Annotated in this window: 17 protein-coding genes and 1 CRISPR repeat array; of the genes, 13 read left to right on the top strand and 4 right to left on the bottom strand. The window is 56.8% G+C overall.

What is annotated here, in order from left to right; all coding sequences use genetic code 11:
* Nucleotides 1-4 precede the first annotated feature (4 nt).
* The 6 genes from cas7b to cas2 are packed head-to-tail and all read left to right on the top strand — an operon-like array spanning nucleotide 5 to nucleotide 6,300.
* On the top strand, nucleotides 5-1,060 hold the full coding sequence (gene cas7b / locus ACSC1P_RS21810) for a type I-B CRISPR-associated protein Cas7/Csh2 (RefSeq protein WP_435362334.1): 1,056 nt from the start codon (nucleotides 5-7) through the stop codon (nucleotides 1,058-1,060).
* A gap of 2 nt (nucleotides 1,061-1,062) precedes the next feature.
* A complete protein-coding gene (cas5b, locus tag ACSC1P_RS21815; protein ID WP_435362335.1) occupies nucleotides 1,063-1,866 on the top strand; it encodes a type I-B CRISPR-associated protein Cas5b in 804 nt (267 codons plus the stop codon).
* Nucleotides 1,863-4,487, top strand: a complete 2,625-nt coding sequence (locus ACSC1P_RS21820) for a CRISPR-associated endonuclease Cas3'' (protein WP_435362384.1) — start codon at nucleotides 1,863-1,865, stop codon at nucleotides 4,485-4,487. Before cas5b ends, ACSC1P_RS21820 begins: the two co-directional genes overlap by 4 nt.
* Nucleotides 4,484-5,038 carry a CRISPR-associated protein Cas4 gene (gene cas4 / locus ACSC1P_RS21825; RefSeq protein WP_435362336.1) on the top strand — a complete coding sequence of 185 codons (555 nt, stop codon included), beginning with the start codon at nucleotides 4,484-4,486 and terminating at the stop codon, nucleotides 5,036-5,038. Before ACSC1P_RS21820 ends, cas4 begins: the two co-directional genes overlap by 4 nt.
* A gap of 2 nt (nucleotides 5,039-5,040) precedes the next feature.
* Nucleotides 5,041-6,033, top strand: coding sequence for a type I-B CRISPR-associated endonuclease Cas1b (gene cas1b, locus ACSC1P_RS21830; protein ID WP_435362337.1), 993 nt, complete (start codon nucleotides 5,041-5,043; stop codon nucleotides 6,031-6,033).
* A 3-nt stretch (nucleotides 6,034-6,036) separates the two neighbouring features.
* Nucleotides 6,037-6,300 carry a CRISPR-associated endonuclease Cas2 gene (gene cas2, locus ACSC1P_RS21835; protein WP_435362338.1) on the top strand — a complete coding sequence of 88 codons (264 nt, stop codon included), beginning with the start codon at nucleotides 6,037-6,039 and terminating at the stop codon, nucleotides 6,298-6,300.
* A gap of 101 nt (nucleotides 6,301-6,401) precedes the next feature.
* Nucleotides 6,402-8,846: a CRISPR direct-repeat array (repeat unit 30 nt; unit sequence GTTACAGAAGCACCCTTGTGGGATTGAAGC).
* A 592-nt stretch (nucleotides 8,847-9,438) separates the two neighbouring features.
* Here the strand turns inward: cas2 and ACSC1P_RS21840 are convergent.
* Nucleotides 9,439-10,263 (bottom strand): DNA-binding protein, encoded by an 825-nt coding sequence (locus ACSC1P_RS21840; RefSeq protein ID WP_435362339.1) that lies wholly within the window; start codon nucleotides 10,261-10,263, stop codon nucleotides 9,439-9,441.
* 923 nt (nucleotides 10,264-11,186) lie between these two features.
* Between ACSC1P_RS21840 and ACSC1P_RS21845 the strand changes: the two genes are divergently transcribed.
* From ACSC1P_RS21845 to ACSC1P_RS21865, 5 genes are all read left to right on the top strand, one after another.
* Nucleotides 11,187-11,900 (top strand): DUF2321 domain-containing protein, encoded by a 714-nt coding sequence (locus ACSC1P_RS21845; protein ID WP_435362340.1) that lies wholly within the window; start codon nucleotides 11,187-11,189, stop codon nucleotides 11,898-11,900.
* Nucleotides 11,901-12,128: 228 nt separating this feature from the next.
* A complete protein-coding gene (locus ACSC1P_RS21850; protein ID WP_435362341.1) occupies nucleotides 12,129-13,130 on the top strand; it encodes a Cdc6/Cdc18 family protein in 1,002 nt (333 codons plus the stop codon).
* Between the two features lie 71 nt (nucleotides 13,131-13,201).
* Entirely contained in the window at nucleotides 13,202-13,885 is a 684-nt protein-coding gene (locus ACSC1P_RS21855) for a P-loop NTPase family protein (RefSeq protein WP_435362342.1), read from the top strand.
* A complete protein-coding gene (locus ACSC1P_RS21860; RefSeq protein ID WP_435362343.1) occupies nucleotides 13,872-14,144 on the top strand; it encodes a DUF8156 family protein in 273 nt (90 codons plus the stop codon). Before ACSC1P_RS21855 ends, ACSC1P_RS21860 begins: the two co-directional genes overlap by 14 nt.
* Before the next feature lie 5 nt (nucleotides 14,145-14,149).
* On the top strand, nucleotides 14,150-16,255 hold the full coding sequence (locus ACSC1P_RS21865; protein WP_435362344.1) for a type B DNA-directed DNA polymerase: 2,106 nt from the start codon (nucleotides 14,150-14,152) through the stop codon (nucleotides 16,253-16,255).
* Nucleotides 16,256-16,392: 137 nt separating this feature from the next.
* Here ACSC1P_RS21865 and ACSC1P_RS21870 read toward each other — a convergent pair whose 3' ends face one another.
* Nucleotides 16,393-17,070, bottom strand: coding sequence for an IS6 family transposase (locus ACSC1P_RS21870; protein ID WP_435362345.1), 678 nt, complete (start codon nucleotides 17,068-17,070; stop codon nucleotides 16,393-16,395).
* Between the two features lie 108 nt (nucleotides 17,071-17,178).
* Between ACSC1P_RS21870 and ACSC1P_RS21875 the strand changes: the two genes are divergently transcribed.
* Nucleotides 17,179-19,308 carry a DUF262 domain-containing protein gene (locus ACSC1P_RS21875; protein WP_435362346.1) on the top strand — a complete coding sequence of 710 codons (2,130 nt, stop codon included), beginning with the start codon at nucleotides 17,179-17,181 and terminating at the stop codon, nucleotides 19,306-19,308.
* A 128-nt stretch (nucleotides 19,309-19,436) separates the two neighbouring features.
* Here the strand turns inward: ACSC1P_RS21875 and ACSC1P_RS21880 are convergent, their stop codons facing one another.
* Complete coding sequence (locus ACSC1P_RS21880) at nucleotides 19,437-20,240, bottom strand: DUF6036 family nucleotidyltransferase (protein WP_435362347.1); 804 nt, start codon at nucleotides 20,238-20,240, stop codon at nucleotides 19,437-19,439.
* Complete coding sequence (locus tag ACSC1P_RS21885) at nucleotides 20,237-21,163, bottom strand: helix-turn-helix transcriptional regulator (protein WP_435362348.1); 927 nt, start codon at nucleotides 21,161-21,163, stop codon at nucleotides 20,237-20,239. Before ACSC1P_RS21885 ends, ACSC1P_RS21880 begins: the two co-directional genes overlap by 4 nt.
* Before the next feature lie 233 nt (nucleotides 21,164-21,396).
* Here ACSC1P_RS21885 and ACSC1P_RS21890 point away from each other — a divergent pair, with 233 nt between their 5' ends.
* Complete coding sequence (locus ACSC1P_RS21890; RefSeq protein WP_435362349.1) at nucleotides 21,397-21,714, top strand: DUF6788 family protein; 318 nt, start codon at nucleotides 21,397-21,399, stop codon at nucleotides 21,712-21,714.
* The last annotated feature ends 795 nt before the right edge of the window (nucleotides 21,715-22,509 follow it).

Below are 22,509 nucleotides of genomic sequence, written 5' to 3' on the forward strand. Positions count from 1 at the left end.
ACCAATGTCCGAAGACACAACTCCTGTCGAGAACCGATCTGAAATCGTCTTCCTGTACGACGCCGTCGACGCGAACCCAAACGGCAACCCACTGAGTGGGTCTAACCGACCCCGAATCGACCCGCAGACACAGCAGGCCATCGTCACCGATGTTCGACTGAAACGCTATCTCCGAGACCAGCTCGACGCTGACGGTCACGGGGTGTACATCCGAAACGTCCACGAGGAGGGCAATCAGTACACCCGTGAGCAACTCCTGGAAGACCGGCTGAAGGAGGTTGACCTCGACGACACCGAGGACCAAGACCTTGCCGAGGAGGTCTTCGGCACGTTCCTCGATAACAGCGCCGACGTTCGGTACTTCGGGGCGACGATGAGCATCGATACCGATGATGCGTATGAAGACCACCTCCCAGACCACTTCACCGGGCCGGTCCAATTCTCCCCTGGAAAGACGATGCACGCCGTCAATGAGAACGAGGAGTACGACAGCCTCACGAGCGTCATCGCCACACAGGAGAACAAAGAACAGGGTGGCTTCGACCTTGATGACCACCGCATCCAGTATGGGCTCATCCGGTTCCACGGTCTCGTCGACGAACACGGCGCTGCCGATACAAAGCTCACTCACTCAGACATCAAGCGACTTGACACACTCTGCTGGCGTGCAATCAAGAACCAAACCATCAGCCGAAGTAAGGTTGGACAAGAGCCACGTCTCTACCTGCGTGTCGAGTACGCGACCGACAGCTTCCACCTCGGCGGGCTGGACAAGGACCTCGACCTCGACCGCACTGATAGTCGAACAAAGCCCGACGACGAACTCCGAAACGTACGTGACCTCACCGTCTCGGTGGATTCGCTCGTCGACCGTATCCAGCGGAGCGCGGACCGCATCGAACAGATTTCCGTCGTCGCGAGCGACGTACTCCCGATATCGCACGAGGACGAAGTTGGCGGACCCGAAGTCCTCTATGAGGCACTTGAAGGAGCGGTCGGATCAGACGCGGTTCATGTGGTCGACGTGTACGACGAGTCTCGGAATACCCTCGCAAACTGACCGTGTCCCAAGAACAGCTTTCGGAATGGGAGGATGAAGCGTCGGACAGCGGTAGTAATCCACCGCGCTGTCTATCAGTGACCGTTCACGGCCCCTGGGGACACTTCCGACGCATCGAGGGAAACATCGTGAAGCAGACGTACCGGATTATCCCCCGAACGACGGCGGCTGGCTTGCTCGCCGCCGTCCTCGGTATCGGTCGGGACGACTACTACGATCTGTTCACTCCAGAGACGTCTGCCGTAGCTATCGAACCGGTCGCACCGCTTCGGACAGTCAACATGCCGATGAACACGCTCTCCACCGCGAAGGAGGCGATGCGGTCGTTGAACTCTCGAGGGAAGATCAGCGTCTCGCTCCCCAATCCGACGAAGCTTCGCCAGCAGCACAACTACGAGGTCCTCGTCGACCCCGCATACCGACTCGACGTGTGGCTCGGAGACGAGGAACGATTCCGTGAACTCGAATCGATGCTCTCGGACGGGCGATCGCACTATGTCCCGAGCTTGGGTCTGTCCGAACATCTGGCTGAACTCGAGTATCACGGCGTCTTCGAGGTCGAAGAAGGCCCGACCGACGGCACCGTCTCGGTCGACTCGGCAGTCCCGAATGCCATCGACGACGTCGTTCCAAGCGCCGACACGCGCTGTCAGGTCGAGGAGTCGCCAGCGTTCATGGCAGCTGATTCGAGTGGTCGAACAACGACCGGATTCACCAGCTATGCTTATAACCCGGATGGCGGGACAGTCAGAGTCCAGAACCCAAAGACAGCGCTCGTCGACGGTCGGACGGTGATGTTCGTCTGATTTCCGAATCCGCGGAGCGTTACTCACACCCGCCCGAGGATGGACGACCTGGTGTTCACCTCGTCGACCATCTCCACGACGTTCGAGACCGAGTGCGGATGGTCGTCCCGGATGACGCAACGACACCCCACGGTGAATCGCTCGACGAAGTCATCGAAAAACTCGCACTCGTCCATGACTTCGGGAAAGCGACAACGTGGTTTCAGCAGTACATCGGTGTCATGCGTGGACAACCGAACTTCGACGCGTTTCGGTACCACGCACCGCTCGGCTCGTTCGCTGCCTACTACGTTCTTCGTGAGTCTGGATACGAGTCCGAAACGTGTCTAGCTGGGTTCGTTTCGGTCGCGAAGCATCACGGCCGGTTGCCAGACGTCGCAGAGTACGTCTTCAGCCGGACGAAAGACGTATTCCAGCCGGATGGAACGCAGACAGAGTCGCAGATTCTCGACCCAGTGAAGCACCAGGTACACGATATCCACGAGAACGCCCCGGACCTCGCGGAGGACCTCTTTCAGGAAGTGACCAACCAGACCGAGTCCTGGAAGATGTTCGCCAAATCATGCGTCGACTCATCTCTGTTTGAGGAAATCGCTAGTTACGTCAGCGATGACGGTGTGACGACGTTTACTTCTCTCAATTTCATCTCAGACGAGTTCTACGGCCTCGTACTCTCTTGCTGGGGGACGCTGGTCCTCGCGGACAAAACGAGTGCAGCCGGGGCGCAGTCTAATCGGTCAGTCTACGAATCGGTGCTACCCCAATTCGACACGCTCGAACAGTACATCCACGGGATTGAAGCCGACGCGGACGCGGATGCGGACGGTACTCGTGAGGAGCAGCTCAACTATTTCAGGTCTGCTGCTCGCGACGATGTTCTGGAAAGCATCTCAGAGTTCGTCGAGAGAGACGAGAACGTATGCACTCTGACCCTTCCGACGGGGATGGGAAAGACGCTTACAGGGCTGAGCGCAGCCCTCGCAATTCGTGACGCGACCGAGAGCAAGCGTGTCGTCTATGCACTCCCGTTCACGAGCATCATCGACCAGGTCGCCGGCGAAACCGCGGAGATTTTCGACTCGGGTGGGACTGACGGATTGCTCGCAACACATCACCATCTCGCAGAGACTCGCATTGACGCGACGGGTGGGGACGGAAGCGATGCCGACGCCGCAGACCGCAGTGACGACGTTGCAGGGATGCTCGGAGAGAGTTGGCGTGCCGGACTCACAGTGACGACGTTCGTCCAGTTGTTCGAGAGCCTCACCGGTCCGCGAAACACGCAGTCGATGAAAGTACCCGCACTCCGTGATAGCGTTCTGGTCCTCGACGAACCGCAGTCTCTTCCCCTTGATTGGTGGAAACTCGTTCCACGGCTAGTCGACGTGCTCACTGAACAGTACGGGGCGACTGTTATCGCGATGACCGCTACGCAGCCCGAGTTGTTCCCCGAGGCGGTCGAACTCGTCGACGACGTAGACAAGTACTTCCAGATTGCTGAACGAGTCCAGTACCGGCTACACAGTTCCGTCGAACGACATCTGAACGGTGTGGACGAGCCGCTAGATTATGAGACTGCCGCCACCGAACTCGCAGAGGACGTTCGGATGGGAACGGCGACGCTTGCAATCTGCAACACCATCGACAGCGCCCGACGACTCACGGAAACCCTCACTGACCGACTCGAAACAGTCGATGTCATGGAGGAGTACATTCGCACGCTCGACCAAGACAATTCAGATCCAGTCGCCGAAACCGTCAGGCGAATTCAAGCGGCCGACAAACACCCGTTCGTTCATCTCTCGACGCGACTGCGGCCCGCTGACCGACTCGCACTCGTGAGAATCATCAAACAGCTTCGAAGGCTGGATGTCCAGGTTGCCGCGGTCACCACGCAACTCGTCGAAGCTGGCGTCGACGTGAGCTTCGAGGCGGTCTACCGCGACCTCGCACCGGTCGACAGTATTGTCCAAGCTGCCGGCCGCTGTAACCGGTCGTTCGAACAGGACCACGGAACGGTCACGGTCTGGTGGCTCGACGCCCCCGACGAACAAACGAAGACGCCCGCTGTCGCCGTCTACGACCGGGGAACGGCACTCACGCCGGTCACTGCCGCAGCGCTCGACTTCGTTCGGTCTGATGAACCAGAACTGACCGGACGAGTCGTTGCCAGAGACGCGGTTACCGACTATTACAGGCGACTCCACGCCGACAAGGACGTCGGCCGAGAGAACTACGTAGAGTTGGTTGATTCCGCGGACGGGGATGGACTCGCCTCGCTCTCGCTCATCGACGCGCCCCGAGCGATAGACGTTATCGTCTGTCTCAGTGCTGAGGACGATGCACTCGTCGACAACCTCGAAACAGCATACGAAGACTACGAGTTTGACCGGGTGAGACGATTGCTCGACGAGACGAAACCGCTTCGCGTGTCAGTCCCAATCTACGATCAGGATTCACGGGAGGCAGAGGTCGTCACGAATCTCCCGCCACTCGCCGGGCGTGAAGAGGAAGCAGAGATTCGTGTCCTTCGGTCGACCTCACCGACGTTCGAGAAGCACTTCGATTCGACTCTCGGTTTCGTCGTTCCCGAGGCGACCGTGGAGGATAGATTCCTATGACCGACGTCGATCCGGTCGATCAGTTGCTACAGACCGCTCGTGACGAAACCGTTACTGAGGGGTTCACCGTGACTGGCGTGATGATGCAGTACTACGTCGTCTGTGAACGGGAACTCTGGTTCCACAGCCGCCACATCGAAATTGACCGGGGCAATGCGGCGATTGTTCGCGGCACCCACGTCGATGACACCGCCTACGCCGAGAAGCGACGAAACGTCGCCATCGATGAGACCATCGCCATCGACGTGCTCGATGACGGGCGTGTGATGGAAGTCAAACCCTCTTCTGCGCTCGTCGAACCAGCGAAGTTACAACTGCTATACTACCTGTGGTATCTGAAGCGCGTCGTCGGCGTCGAGAAGTCGGGCGTCCTTGCCCATCCGACGGAGCGGCGGCGGGAGGACGTTGAACTTGGACTCGAAGAGACAGAACGCGTTGAAAACGCGATTCGAGGTATCCACGCGGTTATCACCAGCGAATCGCCGCCACCCGCAACCGAGAAGCCAATTTGTGAGTCGTGTGCATATCACGACTTCTGTTGGAGCTGTTGAACATGGACAGGAACTACCACGTATTCAGTGACGGACGACTCGAGCGCCACAATGACACCGTTCGCCTCGTTACCCTCGACGACGAGAAGAAATTTCTCCCCATCGAGAAAGCAGAGGCGATCTACCTCCACGGACAGGTGGACTACAACACTCGGCTAATCTCCTTTCTCAACCAACACGGCGTCGCAATCCACGTCTTCGGCTGGAATGACTACTATTCCGGGTCGATAATGCCAAAGCGGGGCCAGACATCAGGCCAGACGCTCGTTGAGCAGGTTCGCGCTTATGACGATTCCGACCGTCGCATCGAGCTGGCCCGGAAGTTTGTCGCAGGTAGTATCCACAACATGCGAGCGAACGTCACCTACTACAATGGCCGAGGCCACGACTTTGAGGACGTCATTGAGACGCTAGACGAAACAAGGGACCGACTCGACGGGGTGGCAGCCGTCGACGAGACAATGGGAGTGGAAGCAACTGCTCGGCGTGCATATTACGCCACGTTCGACGACATTCTTCCGGACGGGTTCGTCTTCGACGGTCGACGGTACAACCCGCCAGATAACGAGACCAATAGCCTCATCTCGTTCGGCAATTCCCTCGTCTACGCCAACGTGGTTTCCGCGATTCGAGCGACAGCACTCGATCCCGCTGTTAGCTTTCTCCACGAACCAGGAGAACGCCGGTATTCGCTCGCTCTCGATATCGCGGATATTTTCAAACCGCTTCTCACCGATCGAGTCATCTTCCGACTGCTCAATCGAAGTCAACTTTCGACGAACGATTTCGAGACGGACCTCAACTCGTGTCTGTTAACTGACCGAGGCCGCAAGACGTTCTCGAAAGCCTACGAGGAAACGCTCGAGCGTACAATTGACCATCCGGATCTCGGAAAGAAGGTCAGCTACCAGTATCTCCTCCGTCTCGAGGCGTACAAGCTCAAAAAATATCTCCTCACTGGTGAGGAGTACGTCCCGTTCAAACGTTGGTGGTGACCAGTGGTCTACGTTATCGTCGTCTACGACATGCAAGCCGACCGAACGCGACTCATGCTCAACTTCCTTCGCAAATACCTCACCCATGTCCAGAACTCAGTCTTTGAGGGAGAGATCACTGAGGGTGATTTGGAGACTATTCAGACTCGAACACAGGATTTACTGGAACCCAATGAATCCGCGATTATCTACCGAATGAGCTCCGAAAAGTACGTCGAGAGGACCGTGGTCGGAGAAGACCCGACCAACGACGCTCGATTTCTTTGATTTTCCATCGACCCCGGGGGGTAGACGGGTTATCAGAGGTCGACGGAAACTGTTTTGTGAAATCGCCGGCTATGACCACTGAGTGCCTGAAAATGGGTATGGTTACAGAAGCACCCTTGTGGGATTGAAGCGACCTCTCGAGCGTGGGGAGCGCGGACTCAACCATGTTACAGAAGCACCCTTGTGGGATTGAAGCTCAATTAATCTCACCGGACACACAGTCTCTGAGTGGGTTACAGAAGCACCCTTGTGGGATTGAAGCGGACTGAAATCGGAGTTGTTGACGAGTGGTTAGACGAGTTACAGAAGCACCCTTGTGGGATTGAAGCGGGGAGAATACGGTCACAATGTGGACCTAACCCGGTTACAGAAGCACCCTTGTGGGATTGAAGCTTGAACCACGTGCGGGAGACCGACGGCGCGTACACGTTACAGAAGCACCCTTGTGGGATTGAAGCGGGCGGGGGAGATGGGGTTCCGCGGCCCTCGACGGGTTACAGAAGCACCCTTGTGGGATTGAAGCTGCGGGACCCCCGCGCGGGTCATACAGTCGCGGGTTACAGAAGCACCCTTGTGGGATTGAAGCCACCGCCTCGCCCTCGAACTCCACCTCGCCCGAGACGTTACAGAAGCACCCTTGTGGGATTGAAGCCAAAACCAGAATCCGGGCGAGTCTATCGAGTCGACTGGTTACAGAAGCACCCTTGTGGGATTGAAGCCGTAAGACGGAGCAGGCGGACGGCGAGGAGGCCCTGGTTACAGAAGCACCCTTGTGGGATTGAAGCCCGCTCGGGAGCGCGTCGAGCGCGCAAATCAAGGTTACAGAAGCACCCTTGTGGGATTGAAGCGGCATATCCGCGCCTTTCGGGTCGAAGTCCGACAGTTACAGAAGCACCCTTGTGGGATTGAAGCGAACAACTCGACGGCAGCCAACCCTGGTGACCCAACAGTTACAGAAGCACCCTTGTGGGATTGAAGCAGGAACTCGCAGAACTCTTAGATGAGATGCGAGTTACAGAAGCACCCTTGTGGGATTGAAGCTGCCGGTCCACGTGTCGAGTTGCTCTCGAATCCGGGTTACAGAAGCACCCTTGTGGGATTGAAGCACGGGTTTCGGCCTCAGCGGTGCAGGACAAGCAGAGTTACAGAAGCACCCTTGTGGGATTGAAGCAGAAACAATAGATAATGCTCCCGGGAAGATTAGCGAGTTACAGAAGCACCCTTGTGGGATTGAAGCCGGGGCAACTCGGCGGACGTGACGGTCCCGCTCGTGTTACAGAAGCACCCTTGTGGGATTGAAGCCAGACTTCGGCGCAGTCCTCGATGGCGGGGAAGCGCGTTACAGAAGCACCCTTGTGGGATTGAAGCATGCTCTCGACTTGGGGAAGCCGGGACGCGATACTGTTACAGAAGCACCCTTGTGGGATTGAAGCGACTCGACGGACCTCTCCGGCGGCATCATGCCGCGTTACAGAAGCACCCTTGTGGGATTGAAGCACGTACGATGCCGCCATCGCGGAGGACTGGCTCGAGTTACAGAAGCACCCTTGTGGGATTGAAGCTCCCGTGGGAATCCCGCCCTCCCGTCCAGTGTAGCTGTTACAGAAGCACCCTTGTGGGATTGAAGCATCGAGAGCGACGAGACCCGCGACTTGCGCGCGTGTTACAGAAGCACCCTTGTGGGATTGAAGCGATGGGCACAGGGAGGAGAACCGCGACTGAAACCTGTTACAGAAGCACCCTTGTGGGATTGAAGCGACAGTCTCCTCGAGTTCGTCCGGGTCGATGATGGTTACAGAAGCACCCTTGTGGGATTGAAGCTTCTGCCATAGTGTTGTCTCCGTCTCCGCCTGCGAGTTACAGAAGCACCCTTGTGGGATTGAAGCCTGATGGTCGGCACGAGCGTCGCGTCGGAGGCGAAGTTACAGAAGCACCCTTGTGGGATTGAAGCCCGATCTGCTCCGTGGTTTCTCCCTTGTTCCCGGGTTACAGAAGCACCCTTGTGGGATTGAAGCCGCTGTTTTGTTGGACGGTACAGAAGGGTGCGACTTCGTTACAGAAGCACCCTTGTGGGATTGAAGCGTCGATGGGCTGGCGCACGCCATCGTTCCAGACGCGCGTTACAGAAGCACCCTTGTGGGATTGAAGCCACTCGCCTCGATGCACCTCCGTCACGTGCTCCCCGAGTTACAGAAGCACCCTTGTGGGATTGAAGCGGTCATATCTGATATATCTCTCACTGTTACATCGCCGTTACAGAAGCACCCTTGTGGGATTGAAGCAATCCAAAGTTCTTGCCCGTTGATGAGCTGCATGCTAGTTACAGAAGCACCCTTGTGGGATTGAAGCCGGAAGAACACGCCGATGGCTCCGAAGATGCCCGTGTTACAGAAGCACCCTTGTGGGATTGAAGCCGCGAGGAACTCGTCGTACTCGGTCGGCGTCATCGTGGTTACAGAAGCACCCTTGTGGGATTGAAGCCCGTTTAGCGGTCGCGTCACCACGACCTCGCCGACGTTACAGAAGCACCCTTGTGGGATTGAAGCTGTACGGAGACCCCCGACGCAGAGTAAAGACCGCGAGTTACAGAAAGACTCCTGTAGGGTTGAAGGACTTGCTACGTCCAAACAACTTCGTGACCTCGACGCGTTACAGACGGACCTTGTGGGGTTGAAGCACGCTCGCGGAAACGGTCAACGGAGGCCCAATCGTTACAGGTGGACCATTGTTGGGTTGAAGCCGGGCGAGGTCGTGGTACTGGTCGTGTTCGATGTTGGTTGAAGATGAACCTCTGTCGGGTTGAAGCGTCGTCCAAGCGAACGCCGACGGATACTACCTGCGGACAGACGAACCTGTGTAGGGTTGAAGCACCCTACCTACCGCTCTGGCGGGCGACGGCGACGGCAACGGGCGTTACAGACGAATCCTTGTGGGGTTGAAGCATCGGCCCGTACACGCTCACGGCCGAGCACGCCAGGGTACAGAAGGATCCTTGTGGGATTGAAGCGTCCACAGGGGGGTACGGTAAAGGTCGTGGCTGCGCGCACAGCGACCGAAGGGAGCGAGCACGGAGCGGAGGGTGGGGTGGCGGGTGTTGGGTGGTGGCGACGACGAAAAAGAGAGAACCCCCAGCGTCGTCTACTGGTCCCACCACCGATCGCGCTCGGGGAAGACCACCCGCGACCAGCCGGTCAGTGCCAGTGAGACACGTCCCTGGTACCAGTTCTTCGCGACGTCGTAGAACCGTACGAGGTCACCTTCACGAACCACGGGTTGGTCGCTGCGCACCCAGCTGGTAAATTTCGTCACGCCCGTCTCGTCCTCGACGAGACCGACTTGAGAGATGCTTGGATGCGCTGGCTCCCACAACTGGGTCACACGCCCCTCGATGCTCACCTCCTTGCGCCACACCGCTTCCAGTCTGGAGATGGGGATGATGGTCCCTTGTCGATCGCGCTCGGCTTCACTGACACCGACGACGGCTCCGAGAACGCTCGCTCCGTCTGCGACGCGCTCTGCGAGTTGCTTCGCGATGGCCGCCCGAGAACTACTGTACTTCACCTGCCGGTGAATGTTCATCGCTTGCTCGTTCACCGCCCCCAGGTTTGCTCGACTGAGGTTCTCTCGTGGGTCCGGCTCTGGCTCCCACACACCTTCCAGCGTCGCCGCCTGCGCTTCCACGTCGTCGCGACACCGCCCTTCCCGGGTTGACTCCTGTGACCGGTCCCACCGCTCTCGCGTTCGCCCGATCTCCATCTCTCGCGCCGCCAACCGCTCTTCCGCCGCCAGCGTCAGTCCCCGACCCGTGCTTGCGTCAGGGTGATTCGTGTCCACCTTCGCCTGTATTTCCAACTCCACCGTCGGTTCGAGCTCAGATTGCTCGTCGACGACGTACGCGTCCGTCTTGTCTCTGTACTGTTCGACGTCCGAAACTTCATTACCGAGAACGTTCTTACTCGACATTGCTGATCACTGAAGGCGCTCACTCGGCGTCTTCTTCCGACAACTACGACTCTCCAGCCGTGGCTCTCCTCACAGACCGACCAATCATCTGCGCGCTCTCGCTTGCGCCTTCGCGAGCGCCCCAAGGGCGCGAGCGAGAGCGCGCCGTAAGAGAGGAACTAACCAGAACCGCGCGGCGACCCGCCCGGAGCGAGCGTCCAGCGGAGTAAGCCCGCTCTCGGTCCGGCCCGGACTGCGAGACCGTGTCCAGCGCGACTGTCGGTGCGCTCGTCGAGTCGGGGCGGTCGTGACTCGGCGAGCGCATCGGCACCAAGCGCTGGAACGCGAAAGTCCGCGAGGGGCGCAACCGACGGGCTTACCCGCTGGCGTCGAAGCCATATGAGCGAACGAGGGACGAGAGAGCGAGCTTGGCCCGGAACGGTGAGCGACGCAGGAGCGAACCGCACGCCCGGAATGGTCGGTCGCGAGCGTTGCGAGGCACGACCGGAGGGAGTGCCTTGACGGCGAACGACGACCGCAGGGAGTCGTGAGCGCTCCGGGCGGAAGCGGCGAGCGGGGCGCGCCGTCGACGCCGGGCTGACAAACATGTGGACGGGCCCGAAACTAGGTAGCCGCGTTCATCCGGAGATATCGGCGACGACGAAGACCAACTAACCAGTTGAGTGGGGCTGAAAAGGGCCGTGCGCTCGCCAGTCGAGACGACATGAGCACCCCGAGAACTCGGTGCTCATCAAGCACGTCGCGGACGGTCTCGAACCGACTGCTTGGGAGTCACTCGAAGTAATGGTGACCGACGGTGGAAAGATATCTGATAAAGAATCTCACAAAAAGCGTTGAGTTCGTTATCTTAGCATGGAAAATTGGCTGCTAATTGGCCTATAAGAACCACAATGTTCATGCCCCCTGTTATTTCATTAGAGGACATGACGACGCATGCTCAAGTTTGCGAGAACGGGCATATAATGAACACGTCTCCGAATCCAGAATATATTAAGGATGGCGAATATTGTACTGAATGTGGTACGAAGGGCCATATTGAGTGCCCTGAATGCGATAACCAGAAAATAATCGTTTCAGAAGAAAACGTTACCCAAGAAGACGTGTCAAGAACTGACTTGCCACTATTTTGCCGTTCTTGCGGTACCAACTTCCCTTGGGCAGGGGAAAATGGGATGATTGTTCAGGCAGGAACTTTCGTCGATGATGACTATGCAAACGGAGCGTTTGATGAACAAACCATTGGTGAGATTAACCGTTGTTATCGTATTGGTGCTAATACAGCTGTACTTGTACTATATCGGAAACTAATTGAGAACACGGTTATCGAAATCCTCCGTGGTCACTACGGGACTAGCCAGTTAGAAAAATTCTACAACGAGGACGAAGGACAGTTCCACGGGTTTTCAGACCTAATTGACACATTGGACAATGACAAAAGCGATCTTAGACAATACTGCAATAATTTAGATAACGGAATAATAGCAAAGATATGGTCCTTCAAACATGAGGGCGATGCTATGGCACACTCAATCAAATATGACATTGATGATGAAGAATTGGCCGATCTTTCTGACAGAGCGACATACGTAGCTAACGTCCTTCTGGAGACAAGGAACGAGATCCAGAGAGCAAATTGACTTACTTTTTCGGATTATATATCATTCTGATTTGTATTCTAATTCTAGTTTTTTTAACTAGATTGTCCAAATAATCAAAGATAATCAGTCGAAAAATCTGACCCGCCACTTCATTCCAAAATTTTCCCTATAAGAGATAGCCAATATATCTGGAAAGCAGTTTTCCCGATTTGAGTATCGGAAACCCCACGCTTCCGTTTATTACGTTGCCACCCAGACACCTATTCGATGATCGCCGACGCCCGTGTGCTCCAACCGGAGTTCATCCCGCAGGAGGTCGAACACCGGAACGCGGTGGTGAACCACCTCTCGAACGCGCTCCGGCCCATCATGGACGGCCACCCCGGAGAGACTGCACTCCTGTATGGACCCAGTGGAGCCGGGAAGACCTGTATCGCGCAGTACACGGCCGAGAAACTCCGTGAGAACGTCCTCGACATCAACACGCAGTACGTCAACTGCTGGCAGGATTACTCTCGCTTCCGCGTCCTCTACCGGATTCTCGACGGTATCGACAAGACCGTCGACCTGCAGCGTCGTTCCACCCCGAAGGACGAGCTCTCGGCGCGACTCGCCGACTACGACGGCTCGCAGTACGTCATCATCCTCGACGAAGTCGACCAGCTGCAGGACACGAAAGTCCTGTACGACCTCTACCAGGCGCGCAAGATCACGATGGTCCTCATCGCGAACCGTGAGGAGCAGCTGTTCTCACAGCTCGAAGACCGACTGGTGAGCCGACTCCACAGTTGCGTCCGCATCCAGTTCGACAAGTACCACCTCGACGAACTCGTGGAGATCCTCCAGGCACGAGCTCGGTGGGGACTAGCGGAGGACGCTATCGGAAAGGACGGACTCCGGTTCATTGCCGATAGTGCAGCAGGTGACGCACGCGTCGGTATCGGCATTCTGCGGTCGGCGGCGAGACGCGCAGACCAGCAGGGTACTGGGCGGATTACGACGGACATCCTCGAAGCTGCAGTCCCGGCTGGCAAACAGGAGGTCAGGGATAACGCAGTGGACAAACTGAACCCGCATCAGCGCGCCCTCTACGAGATTATCGACAACGAGGGCGAAATCGACCCCGGTAATCTGTACGAACTGTACACCGACGGCGTCGACGAGCCGAAGTCGAAACGCACCGTCAGAAACCACCTTGCGAAGCTCGATCAGTACGGCCTCATCGTGAGCGACGGCGAGAAGCGCGGACGGACGTATCGGCTGCAGTAACGGCGGTATCGGAAATATCGGAAACAGCCCTATCGAGAATAAGTGTTGCTCGTGTTTACAGTCTGGTACCGATGGGAAACTTCCAGTCTCAGGCCGACACCCCAGAGCTACCGACGCTCGACCCGGGCGTGACGCTCCTCGACGCCGACGAGCGCGTTACAGGCGCGTTGCAGTCGCTCGTCCTCGACCACGTCCTGCTCGAAAGCGGGGCGGCGACGTGGATCGACGCGAACGCCTACTCGACGACGAAGCCGATGGCCCGGCTCGCGCCGAGCATACGCGTCCTCGACCGTATCGACGTCGCCCGGGCGTTCACGCCCTGGCAGCACCAGAGCTTGCTGTTTGACCTTCCCGATATGCTCCGTGACGAGACCACACTCATCGTCCTGCCAGCCTTCGATGCGTTCTACCGGTCAGAGGACCTCCGACGTGGCGAAGGCAACGAGATGCTCGACACTGCTCTCGACATCGTCGAGGAGGCAGCCGCTACGTACGAAGTTCCGATACTGCTCACTCGCGAACGAGTCGACGGTTTCTCGCAGCCCATTCGTGACCTTGCTGACGACGTCGTCCAGTGCGAGCGGACGCAGTTCGGGCCACGCTTCTCCGGCGACGAGTTCGAGACGCTCGTGTACCCCCTGCAAAACGGCGACCTCCAGACAACGCTCGCGTTCTGGGAGCGCGTCCTGCATGACAGACACGCCTCGCTTACGGAGTCCGCACAACACGAGGTGAGTATCGGTGGGACGTACTAACCCGACCTTCCGCGACTCGCTGCGGACGATGGAGACGAACTGGAGCGACTACCGGCGGGCGCTGCGTCGCCACGACCAGCCCCACTTCGACGCGCTGTTCGAACACGCCCGAGCCCATGCCGACGCTGCTGGCTACCTCAACCATCGCTCGACGGCGATTCCGGTGCTCGTCTCCATCATGCTCGAACAGGAAAAGCGCATCAGCGAACTCGAAGCCGCGCTCGACGAGCGCGCGGAGCCAGCAATGCAGACGGGGTGAGTTCTGTGCCGTTCAAGTTCGACTTTATCGACGGCGACGTGTACCAGTGGACTGCTGGTGAGAATGGGGCCACGTACGAGGTCGACGAGTCGTACACACCGACGCTGTACGTGTCTGCCCACCGTGGCGGTTGTCTCACCGAGATAGAGCCGACATTTTCGGAGCATCCGCAGGTCGAGCATACCCGCTACGTGGAGGAACGAATCAGTTTCAGGCACGACCCGTCGCGTGTCCTCCGCGTCGACGCGAGCACCATCGACGCGGTGAAGCGCATCGCACGGGAGGTTGCTGGCTGGGCAGATCCCGGCGTGTATCGGCTATACAACGTCGATTTGTCCCGTGAGTACCGCTACTGCCTCGAAACAGGCGTCGACCCGACACCGACGGTCGAACTGTCCGTGATGGAACTCGCAGTCGACGAGCAGTCCATCGCGAACAGCCACATCACGAGTCTCACCGTCGACGGCGAGGAGGTGACTGGCGACAGGGCAGAGGTACTGGAGTCGGTGCAGGAACGACTCGACACGCTGGACCCGGACGTGCTGCTCGTGAACACCAGCGAAGTCCTGCCCGCACTCGCCGACCAGGCCGACGCTGTCGGCCTCGACGACTTCAGACTCGGACGACTGCCGGACAAGCGGTATCAACAGCTCGCCGGGCGCTCGACGTACACCAGCTACGGCCGCGTCGGGCACTCGCCCGCGCGGTACAACGTCCCGGGGCGAGCCATCGTCGACACGTCGAACACGTTCATGTGGAACCAGACGAACTTGGATGGGTGTCTCGACCTCGTCTCCCGGTCACACAAGCCACTGCAGGAACTCGCCCGCTCGTCCATCGGGTCGATACTCACTGCCATCCAGATTCGCGAGGCGCGTCGACGCGGCGTCCTCGTCCCGTGGTACTCATGGCGACACGAGTTCCCCAAGACGATGCGGCAACTTCACGAGGCCGACCGTGGCGGCTTCACGTTCGCTCCTGACGCCGGTTTCCACGAGGACGTCCACGAGCTCGACTTCTCCAGTCTCTACCCGAACATCATCGTGACGCGGAACGTGAGTCCGGAGAAGATCCGCTGTGACTGCCACAGCGGTCGAGAGGACGTGCCCGGCCTCGGCTACTGCATCTGTGACGAACGCGGCTATCTGCCCGACGTGCTGGAACCACTCATCAGCGACCGTGACGACATCAAGGCTGAACTGCGCGAGGCCGAGGACCCCGACCGAATCGAGGAACTGGAGGGGCGCTCGAACGCCATCAAGTGGATTCTGGTGTCCTGTTTCGGCTACCAGGGCTTCTCGAACGCGAAGTATGGTCGTATCGAGTGCCACGAGGCAATCAACGCTTTCGCGCGCGAAATCTTGCTGGACGCCAAGGACACCTTCGAGGCGAACGGCTGGCGCGTCGTCCACGGTATCGTCGACTCCATCTGGGTCACCGCCATCGACGACGAAGAACAGACACCACTCGGTGAACTGGCTGACGAGATCACCGAGGACGTGGGCATCCGACTGGAGTACGAGGCTGCGTACGACTGGATCGCGTTCGTCCCCATGCGCAACAGCGAGGCCGGCGCGCTGACGAAGTACTTCGGGAAGGAAGCCGACGCTGACGAGTACAAATTCCGCGGTATCGAATGCCGTCAGCGCAGTACGCCACCGTTCGTCGAGCGAGCACAGAAAGACCTCATCGAGACGCTTGATGAAACTCGTGAGCCTGCTGCGGTCGTCGAGCGGCTGAAGACCTGGATCGGGAAACTCAGTCGCGGTGACGTCGACGTTCAGGACCTGCTCGTGACGAATCGCGTTTCGAAGCCCCTTGAGGAGTACTCGCAGTACACTCGGAACGTTGCCGCACTCGAACGCGCGAAACACCTCGGAATACCCCGCCACCCAGGCCAGTCCGTCCAGTACGTCATCGTCGACGACAAGAAATCGTCACCTGAGCGGGTCCTACTCGGGAGCGAGTCGTTGGAGGAGTACGACTTCGCGTACTACCGCGAGCAGCTTGTTCGAGCCGCCGAGAGCGTCCTGTCGCCGCTTGACTGGCGCGAAGGCGCTATCGAGCAGTACCTGCAGGAGTATCAGGACGTGTCGTTGGAGGCGTATTGACAGACCGAGCGTGCGAGTGAACCGCGGGATGTTCTGACGACTCACTGTTGTGTTCTGTGACTCGTGCTGCATACAGGGCGCGTATCGGTTACGCTATTAGTGTCATGCTCCGATAATTTCAACAGAACCGGCACTGTCTAGTTAACCTCCTGAGCTGGCGTTCGTCCATCGAGCGAGTGATGCGGTCGCTGAACGTTGTAGTAATGCACAAACATTGCAAGCCACCGGCGAACGCTCAGCCGACTGCCCACCCATGAGTTGTGGAAACGGTCGACTCGAATCTTCAAGGTCTGAAACCACTTTTCAATCAGGTTTCGGTCTTTGTAGTCGACCCGACCGTTCAATCCTAACCGAGCTAAGGCAGTCCGATATCCGAACTGGTCGACCAGAAACACAGCGTCTGATTGATCGTGTTTCTCGGCGAGTCCAAACAGGAACGCAGCTGCTGGATTCGTACCGTGACGCCTGAACAACGTGGCGTCGAGAATCAACTTTGTGTCGAGGTATATTGCAGCATACAACCAAGACCACTCGCCGTTGATCTTGATAGCTGTCTCGTCGACCGCGACCCGCCTCGGCTTCGCCTTCGGCGGGTCTGGAAGGCTATCAGAAAGTCGATGCACCCACTGGAAAATAGCCTGAAACGACCGTTCTACGCCAAGTAGCCGAAGAACTGCTTCTGTTTCCCTGAGGGAAAGTCCTGCTGCGTGAAGTCGGACGGCGAACGCCCTAACGGGCGTCGCCGTCCTCTCTCGCTGCCAACATTCAAGCGTAGCCGTGTCTAAACTCTGTTTGAGCAAGTCTGAGAGTAGCATCAATCACTAACTCTAGGACTTGCTCGCTTCTCAAACTGGCTTATCTAGACAGTGCCACAGAACCAATTCTCCCATAGTTACTTCACATTTGTTTGATTAAACTGCAGCATGGAATCAGGGAAAAAGTCTCTTGATGAGCTAATTACGGCTGGTGTCTTCCATATCCCAGATTACCAGCGATACTATTCGTGGACCAAGTCCGAGTGGGAAGATCTCTGGACTGACCTATACACATTGCCACCTAACAAACAGCATTACTTCGGTACAATAATTCTACAGAAAACCAAAGAAACAGAAACTGGGGGAAGCACAGGTGGGTATGGATCATCTAAAGAGAAGCCAGTCAATTTGTTAATTGACGGCCAGCAGCGCCTAACATCTCTTACACTGCTCGTTCGCTCAATGACAGAGCTGCTGGAAGAACTCGCGCCAGAGACGAATCACGAAGCAGAGATCCGTAATGACGTTGATGAGATGCGAGAAACCCTCCTCGTCACGGACAATATCTACCAACTCCAGCTGCTTGACGGAGAGGACAACAAGTATCTCGAAAGGCTGCTCACCGGGCAGGATATTCGCGACCCCGAACGACCGTCCCAGCGAAAGATGATTGAGGCAAAGGAGTTCTTCGACCAGCAGCTCGCGGACCTCACCGCATCTCCTGACACCGACCCACTTGGTGTCGCTTCACGGTTGAAACAACTCTGGGAAACGATACTGGAGCTTGAACTGATGGTGTATGTAGTTGACGCGGCCAACCCGGAGAAAGCCACACTCATATTCGACAGCGTCAACGACCGGGGACGCTCTCTCTCAACTTTCGACAAGACAAAATCATTCTTGATGCGAATGGCATATCTTGCCGCAGACGAGGAGAGTGAGGCCCAGGCGATTATTCGCCGAGTTCGCCAGTCGTTCGGCGAGATGTACAACGACCACCAGACAATGCTGGAGTCTCCGTATGTCAACGACATCAGCGACGATGCAGTGCAACGCTATCATTTCATCTCGTATTTCGACTGGTCAAGCTCTGATGAATACAGTGATCCGGCGTTCTTGGCTGAATTAAAAGAACACGTCGACGGGCTCCGACAAGAGGACCCTGAGAAGTGCTTAGAGTACATCCAAGACTACACGAGTAGCCTAGAAAGGGGGTTTAATGCGCTGTCAACAGTTCTAGACCAGACTGGAGACGACGAAATCTCTGAACTTATAGACCGGATTCACAAACTCCGGCACGCAACCAAGTTCTACCCGCTGCTGCTGAAAGCTTGGCCGAACTTCGACGATGAAGGGAGAATAGAGTTACTGAACGCCATTGAAACATACATTTTCCGCGTCTATTCGACCGGGAATCACAAGGGCCACACCGGGGAGTCCAGCCTCTATGTCAGGACTCGGAAGCTCAGTAACGACAAACCATTAGAAGTCTGGGTAAGCAAAGTCGCAAACCTGATGAAGCGGTACGAGAGCGACACTAAGTTCCGGAAATCACTTTCAGCACAAAATCTGTATTCGAAAGCGAGCTCACAGGATCTACGGTACCTCTTCTACTTCTATAATAAACATCGCGCAGAAAATGAGCGTGAACGGGGTGGTCCGACACTATCCGAGGCAATGAGCAACGAGTATACAGTAGAGCACATATGGCCACAGAACCCCGAAGAGTTACCTCTAAAGGACTCTGGTGACTACCCAAGCCCGGAGGCTCGTTATGAAGCTCATGTCCACCGACTCGGCAATCTCACGCTAGCAAGTAGGTCTTGGAACTCAACATGGGGCAACGCCGAATTTGAAATGAAGTGCGACGAAGGATATGCGGACTCAAAGCTCTGGGTGCAATGGGATATCCAGAACAACTACGACGAGTGGTCCATCGAGAATATTGAGCATCGTGAGTCGCAACTACGCGATTTCATACTGAAGGAGTGGCCTACACCTGAGACGCGACTTGGTGAAATCGAAGATCCCTCCGATGCAGTAGACCGGTTAACAGACGAAGAGGAGTTTGTACTGCGGGCACTTTGTCAGAACACAAGTGGAGCAGTCCGACGGGTAATCCACGGTGACGCAAGCCAGTTCACCAACTCACCGTTTAAGAACCCAGAGTCGAACGGGCAGGAACGGAGTGAGGTAGGATCAATCCTCGGCCGTCTGCGGAATGTTGGCCTCGCTGAGCGAAAGAAGCGCACGTGGTATCCCTCTGAGGAAGCGATTGCTGCCGAACCCTCTGCTTAACGCTGGCGCAGTGAACACCGACGGGATGATTCGACACGAATCGGCTATCAGAAGGTCCTAGCTCTAAGGAATCCTCTCAGGTGAGGAAGCCAATTCCGTTATCCTTTGGCTTCGTGATGCTTCGACCCCTATCCAAGTAGACGAACACGCTCACCATCGAAGACGACCCGGTCAAACTCTTCGAGATACGCGACTCGCTCCTCGACTTCGGCCGCGTCGATATCGAGACTCGTCGCCAAGTTATCGACGGTCTCCGGCCCGTCAAGCACCTGGAGGATTTCGAGTCCGTGGTAGTACCGGATCGTCAGTTCTTGAACACGGTCCTCGATCGGTGTGGTCACCCCGTACTCATCGTCGAGGTCGACCAGGGCCCCGCTCGCGAAAGTGACGAACTGGTCGTCGCCGAGTCGCTGTATCTGAGTCTCAAGTTCGCTCTGGATGACGTCATAGTCGAGACCGGACTGCACGAGTATATTCATGTCGCCGATGTCGTCCTCACGCCCTGCGACCATCTTGAACAGGAAGATGTCTTCGTTACTCACGAGTCTGACCGTCAGCTGTCCTTCTGTGAGGAACGGTTCACTACGGTCGATCATTCCCACGGTGAGAACGAGTTTATTCGCGACTTGCTGGTTGAAGATATCGAGGCGACACCTATCGCTGTTCTCGACGCAACTCGTCGCCCCCAGTGCCCGATAGTCAGCGTCCAACGACTGGACCTCTGAGTACCCGACGTCCATCAAGACGGCCCAGAGCTGCCCGTAGGCATCGCCGTCAGCGACGACGAGGTCGATGTCTTTCGTCGCACCCTTCAAGTCACGGAGCGACATCGCTCCACCCCCGATTAGGTAGACTGTGAGCGGGTCAGTCAGCCCCTGGCTGATTTCTTGAAACTCTTCTTCGATGTATTCTCGTCCGAATGTTGGTCTCATGTCGGGAGCTGCACCTCGTAGTCAGCGGCTGTTTCCTGGAACTCGGACCACGCTGGGAGTCGTACGTTCGCGACCTCACCAGCAGTGTCGAGATACTGAAGCAAAGCCTCGACCGTGTCCACAACGCCGTACTTCGCTGCTTTCTCTCGGAGCGATTCTTCGTCGACGTCGGTGTGACTGAGCAGGAGCAGACAGTACGTACGGTAGCGGGTGTCGTCGTCGATTAGCAGAGTGTGACAACAGAGGTCTGCCGGTGTGACAGCGTCGATGTGCTCGGAGTAGAAGTAGTATCGATGGCTGGTCAGCAGAAACTGGAGGTCGAACGCTGCGAATCTGGCCAGCCCGGTCTCGTGGAAATGGTCCACCTCGATTTCGGAATCTGCTTGCACGAGAAACTCGTCGTAGCTCTCCCAGAGGATCGTCCCACTCGGGGCGAGGGCGATGAGTTGCTGCCGATGGAGGTGGTGAACAAGTTCCCTGGCGAACTCGTGTAGCTGGTCGAAGTCCCCGTTGTAGTCGTACTGACCGTCGTCGACCCCAACAAGCCCTCGGTCGCGAAGGCGTTTCATGATACGGTTGACTGTGTTCCGGTAGTTGTCGCTCGCTGCAGCTAGCTCGGTGACGGTCGCCGGTTCGTCGAAGTAGTAGAGCACCTCCAGGGTCTTCCCGGTCAGCAGCTCTGCGAAGCCGATATGAGAGTGTTGACGCACGAGGTCCTGATAGATCTCTATAGCACGTGCATTGGAGACATCGACCCGCTTCCACCGGCCGTCGCGCTCCGTATAGATGAGCCCCTTCTCCGAGAGGTCTGCAACCGCGCGAGAGACGTAGCTATCGCTGTGGTCAAGTTCCGCTGCCAAGTCGGAGACTGTGTCGCCACGTTCGACCGTCGCGAGAATCTCGAGTTCGACCTCCCCGAGCATGCTGTAACATATTACGAAACCGATTTATAAATGAGTTTCGAGAACTGTTACAACGTGCAGCTCTGTCTCCTTCACCTGCAGACGGTTGGAAGTGGGTTCTAGAACGGAACCAACACGCAGGCGGTATGGAGCAAGCCGTCGACGAGCGGAATGTGTACTTCCCGCCGACTGATTCAGTCTTAACCAACATTTCTAAGATAGAGTAGTCCGTGTTGGTTAACGAGTCGAGACCGATGACCAACACTCCACCGACCCCACCAGCAGAGCTTCCAGAAGACACCGTCGCGATGCTCGACGAGCACCAGTCGACGACACTCTTCCAGATCGCATCCTACGCCGAAGAACTGGCGGAATACCGCGAACGAGAGGAAGAAGCCCAAGACGAAAATGAACGGGTCGACGAGCAGATAGAGAACCTCCCGGACGGTGTCCCATCAAAAGCCACAACGACGATTAAGGAAATCAACGATAATCGGTACTACTACTGGCAGTGGCGGGAAGGTGAGTCGATCAAGTCGAAGTACAAGGGTCCCGTTGACGAGAATCAGTAGATCGGAGCGCCACCACGGAACAAAATCAGGTAGTTAACCAACAAACAGTCTTGGCCTACTCTCGTTGGTTAAGACGATCATAGGAACGGATCTCGGTTCCGATGCTACACACCCACCCCACGTTTCCGCTGTAAGAGCGAGAAAGAGGGTGGGGTGATGTGGAGCCGAAAGCTGCCAAGTTAGGCCTAAAACCCTGGAATTCGCAGTAAGATCCATCTATAACGTCGGTTGCTTCGTTCGAAGTCCTCATTCTCACTTCAAATATGACGAAGTGTACTACGGTTCTGGTTAAAACTATTACTACTTAAGTGTTGGTCTAAGTACTAGTGTTCTAGAATAAAGAGAAACAGATTGAAACCAGCATTCTCGCCTAAACTTGGCTGTACAGGAGCCACCCCACACCTTCCTGTGGTTTACAGCGGAAACGCGGGGTGGGTGTGTTCACTTCGGCTCGTGAGTATCGCGTAGAAATGGTCAATACGGCCACAACATTTACAGCGGAAACGTAGGGTGTCGAGCCTCCTTTCGTGGCTACCTCGAGTGCTCAAGGAACCCTTCCGTCCGAATCGAGAACTATGACTCCGACATCGAGGCTGAAGTAGCGGCAAAAGAGTCACCTATCCTTATCCAAGTTACAGCGGAAACGAGGGGTGGGGGGACAGCGCTTAAATTCTAAGAACGCGCTCTCGATTTACAGCGGAAACGTGGGGTCTGTTGTCCGTATTCGTTAGTACTGAGCGACATCTTTGTTACAGCGGAAACGAGGGGTGTGGCCCATTCGTCTATCCTGTCGTT

The sequence above is a fragment of the Haloarchaeobius caseinilyticus genome, from assembly GCF_051207395.1.
In the GTDB taxonomy this organism is placed as follows: Archaea; Halobacteriota; Halobacteria; order Halobacteriales; family Natrialbaceae; genus Haloarchaeobius.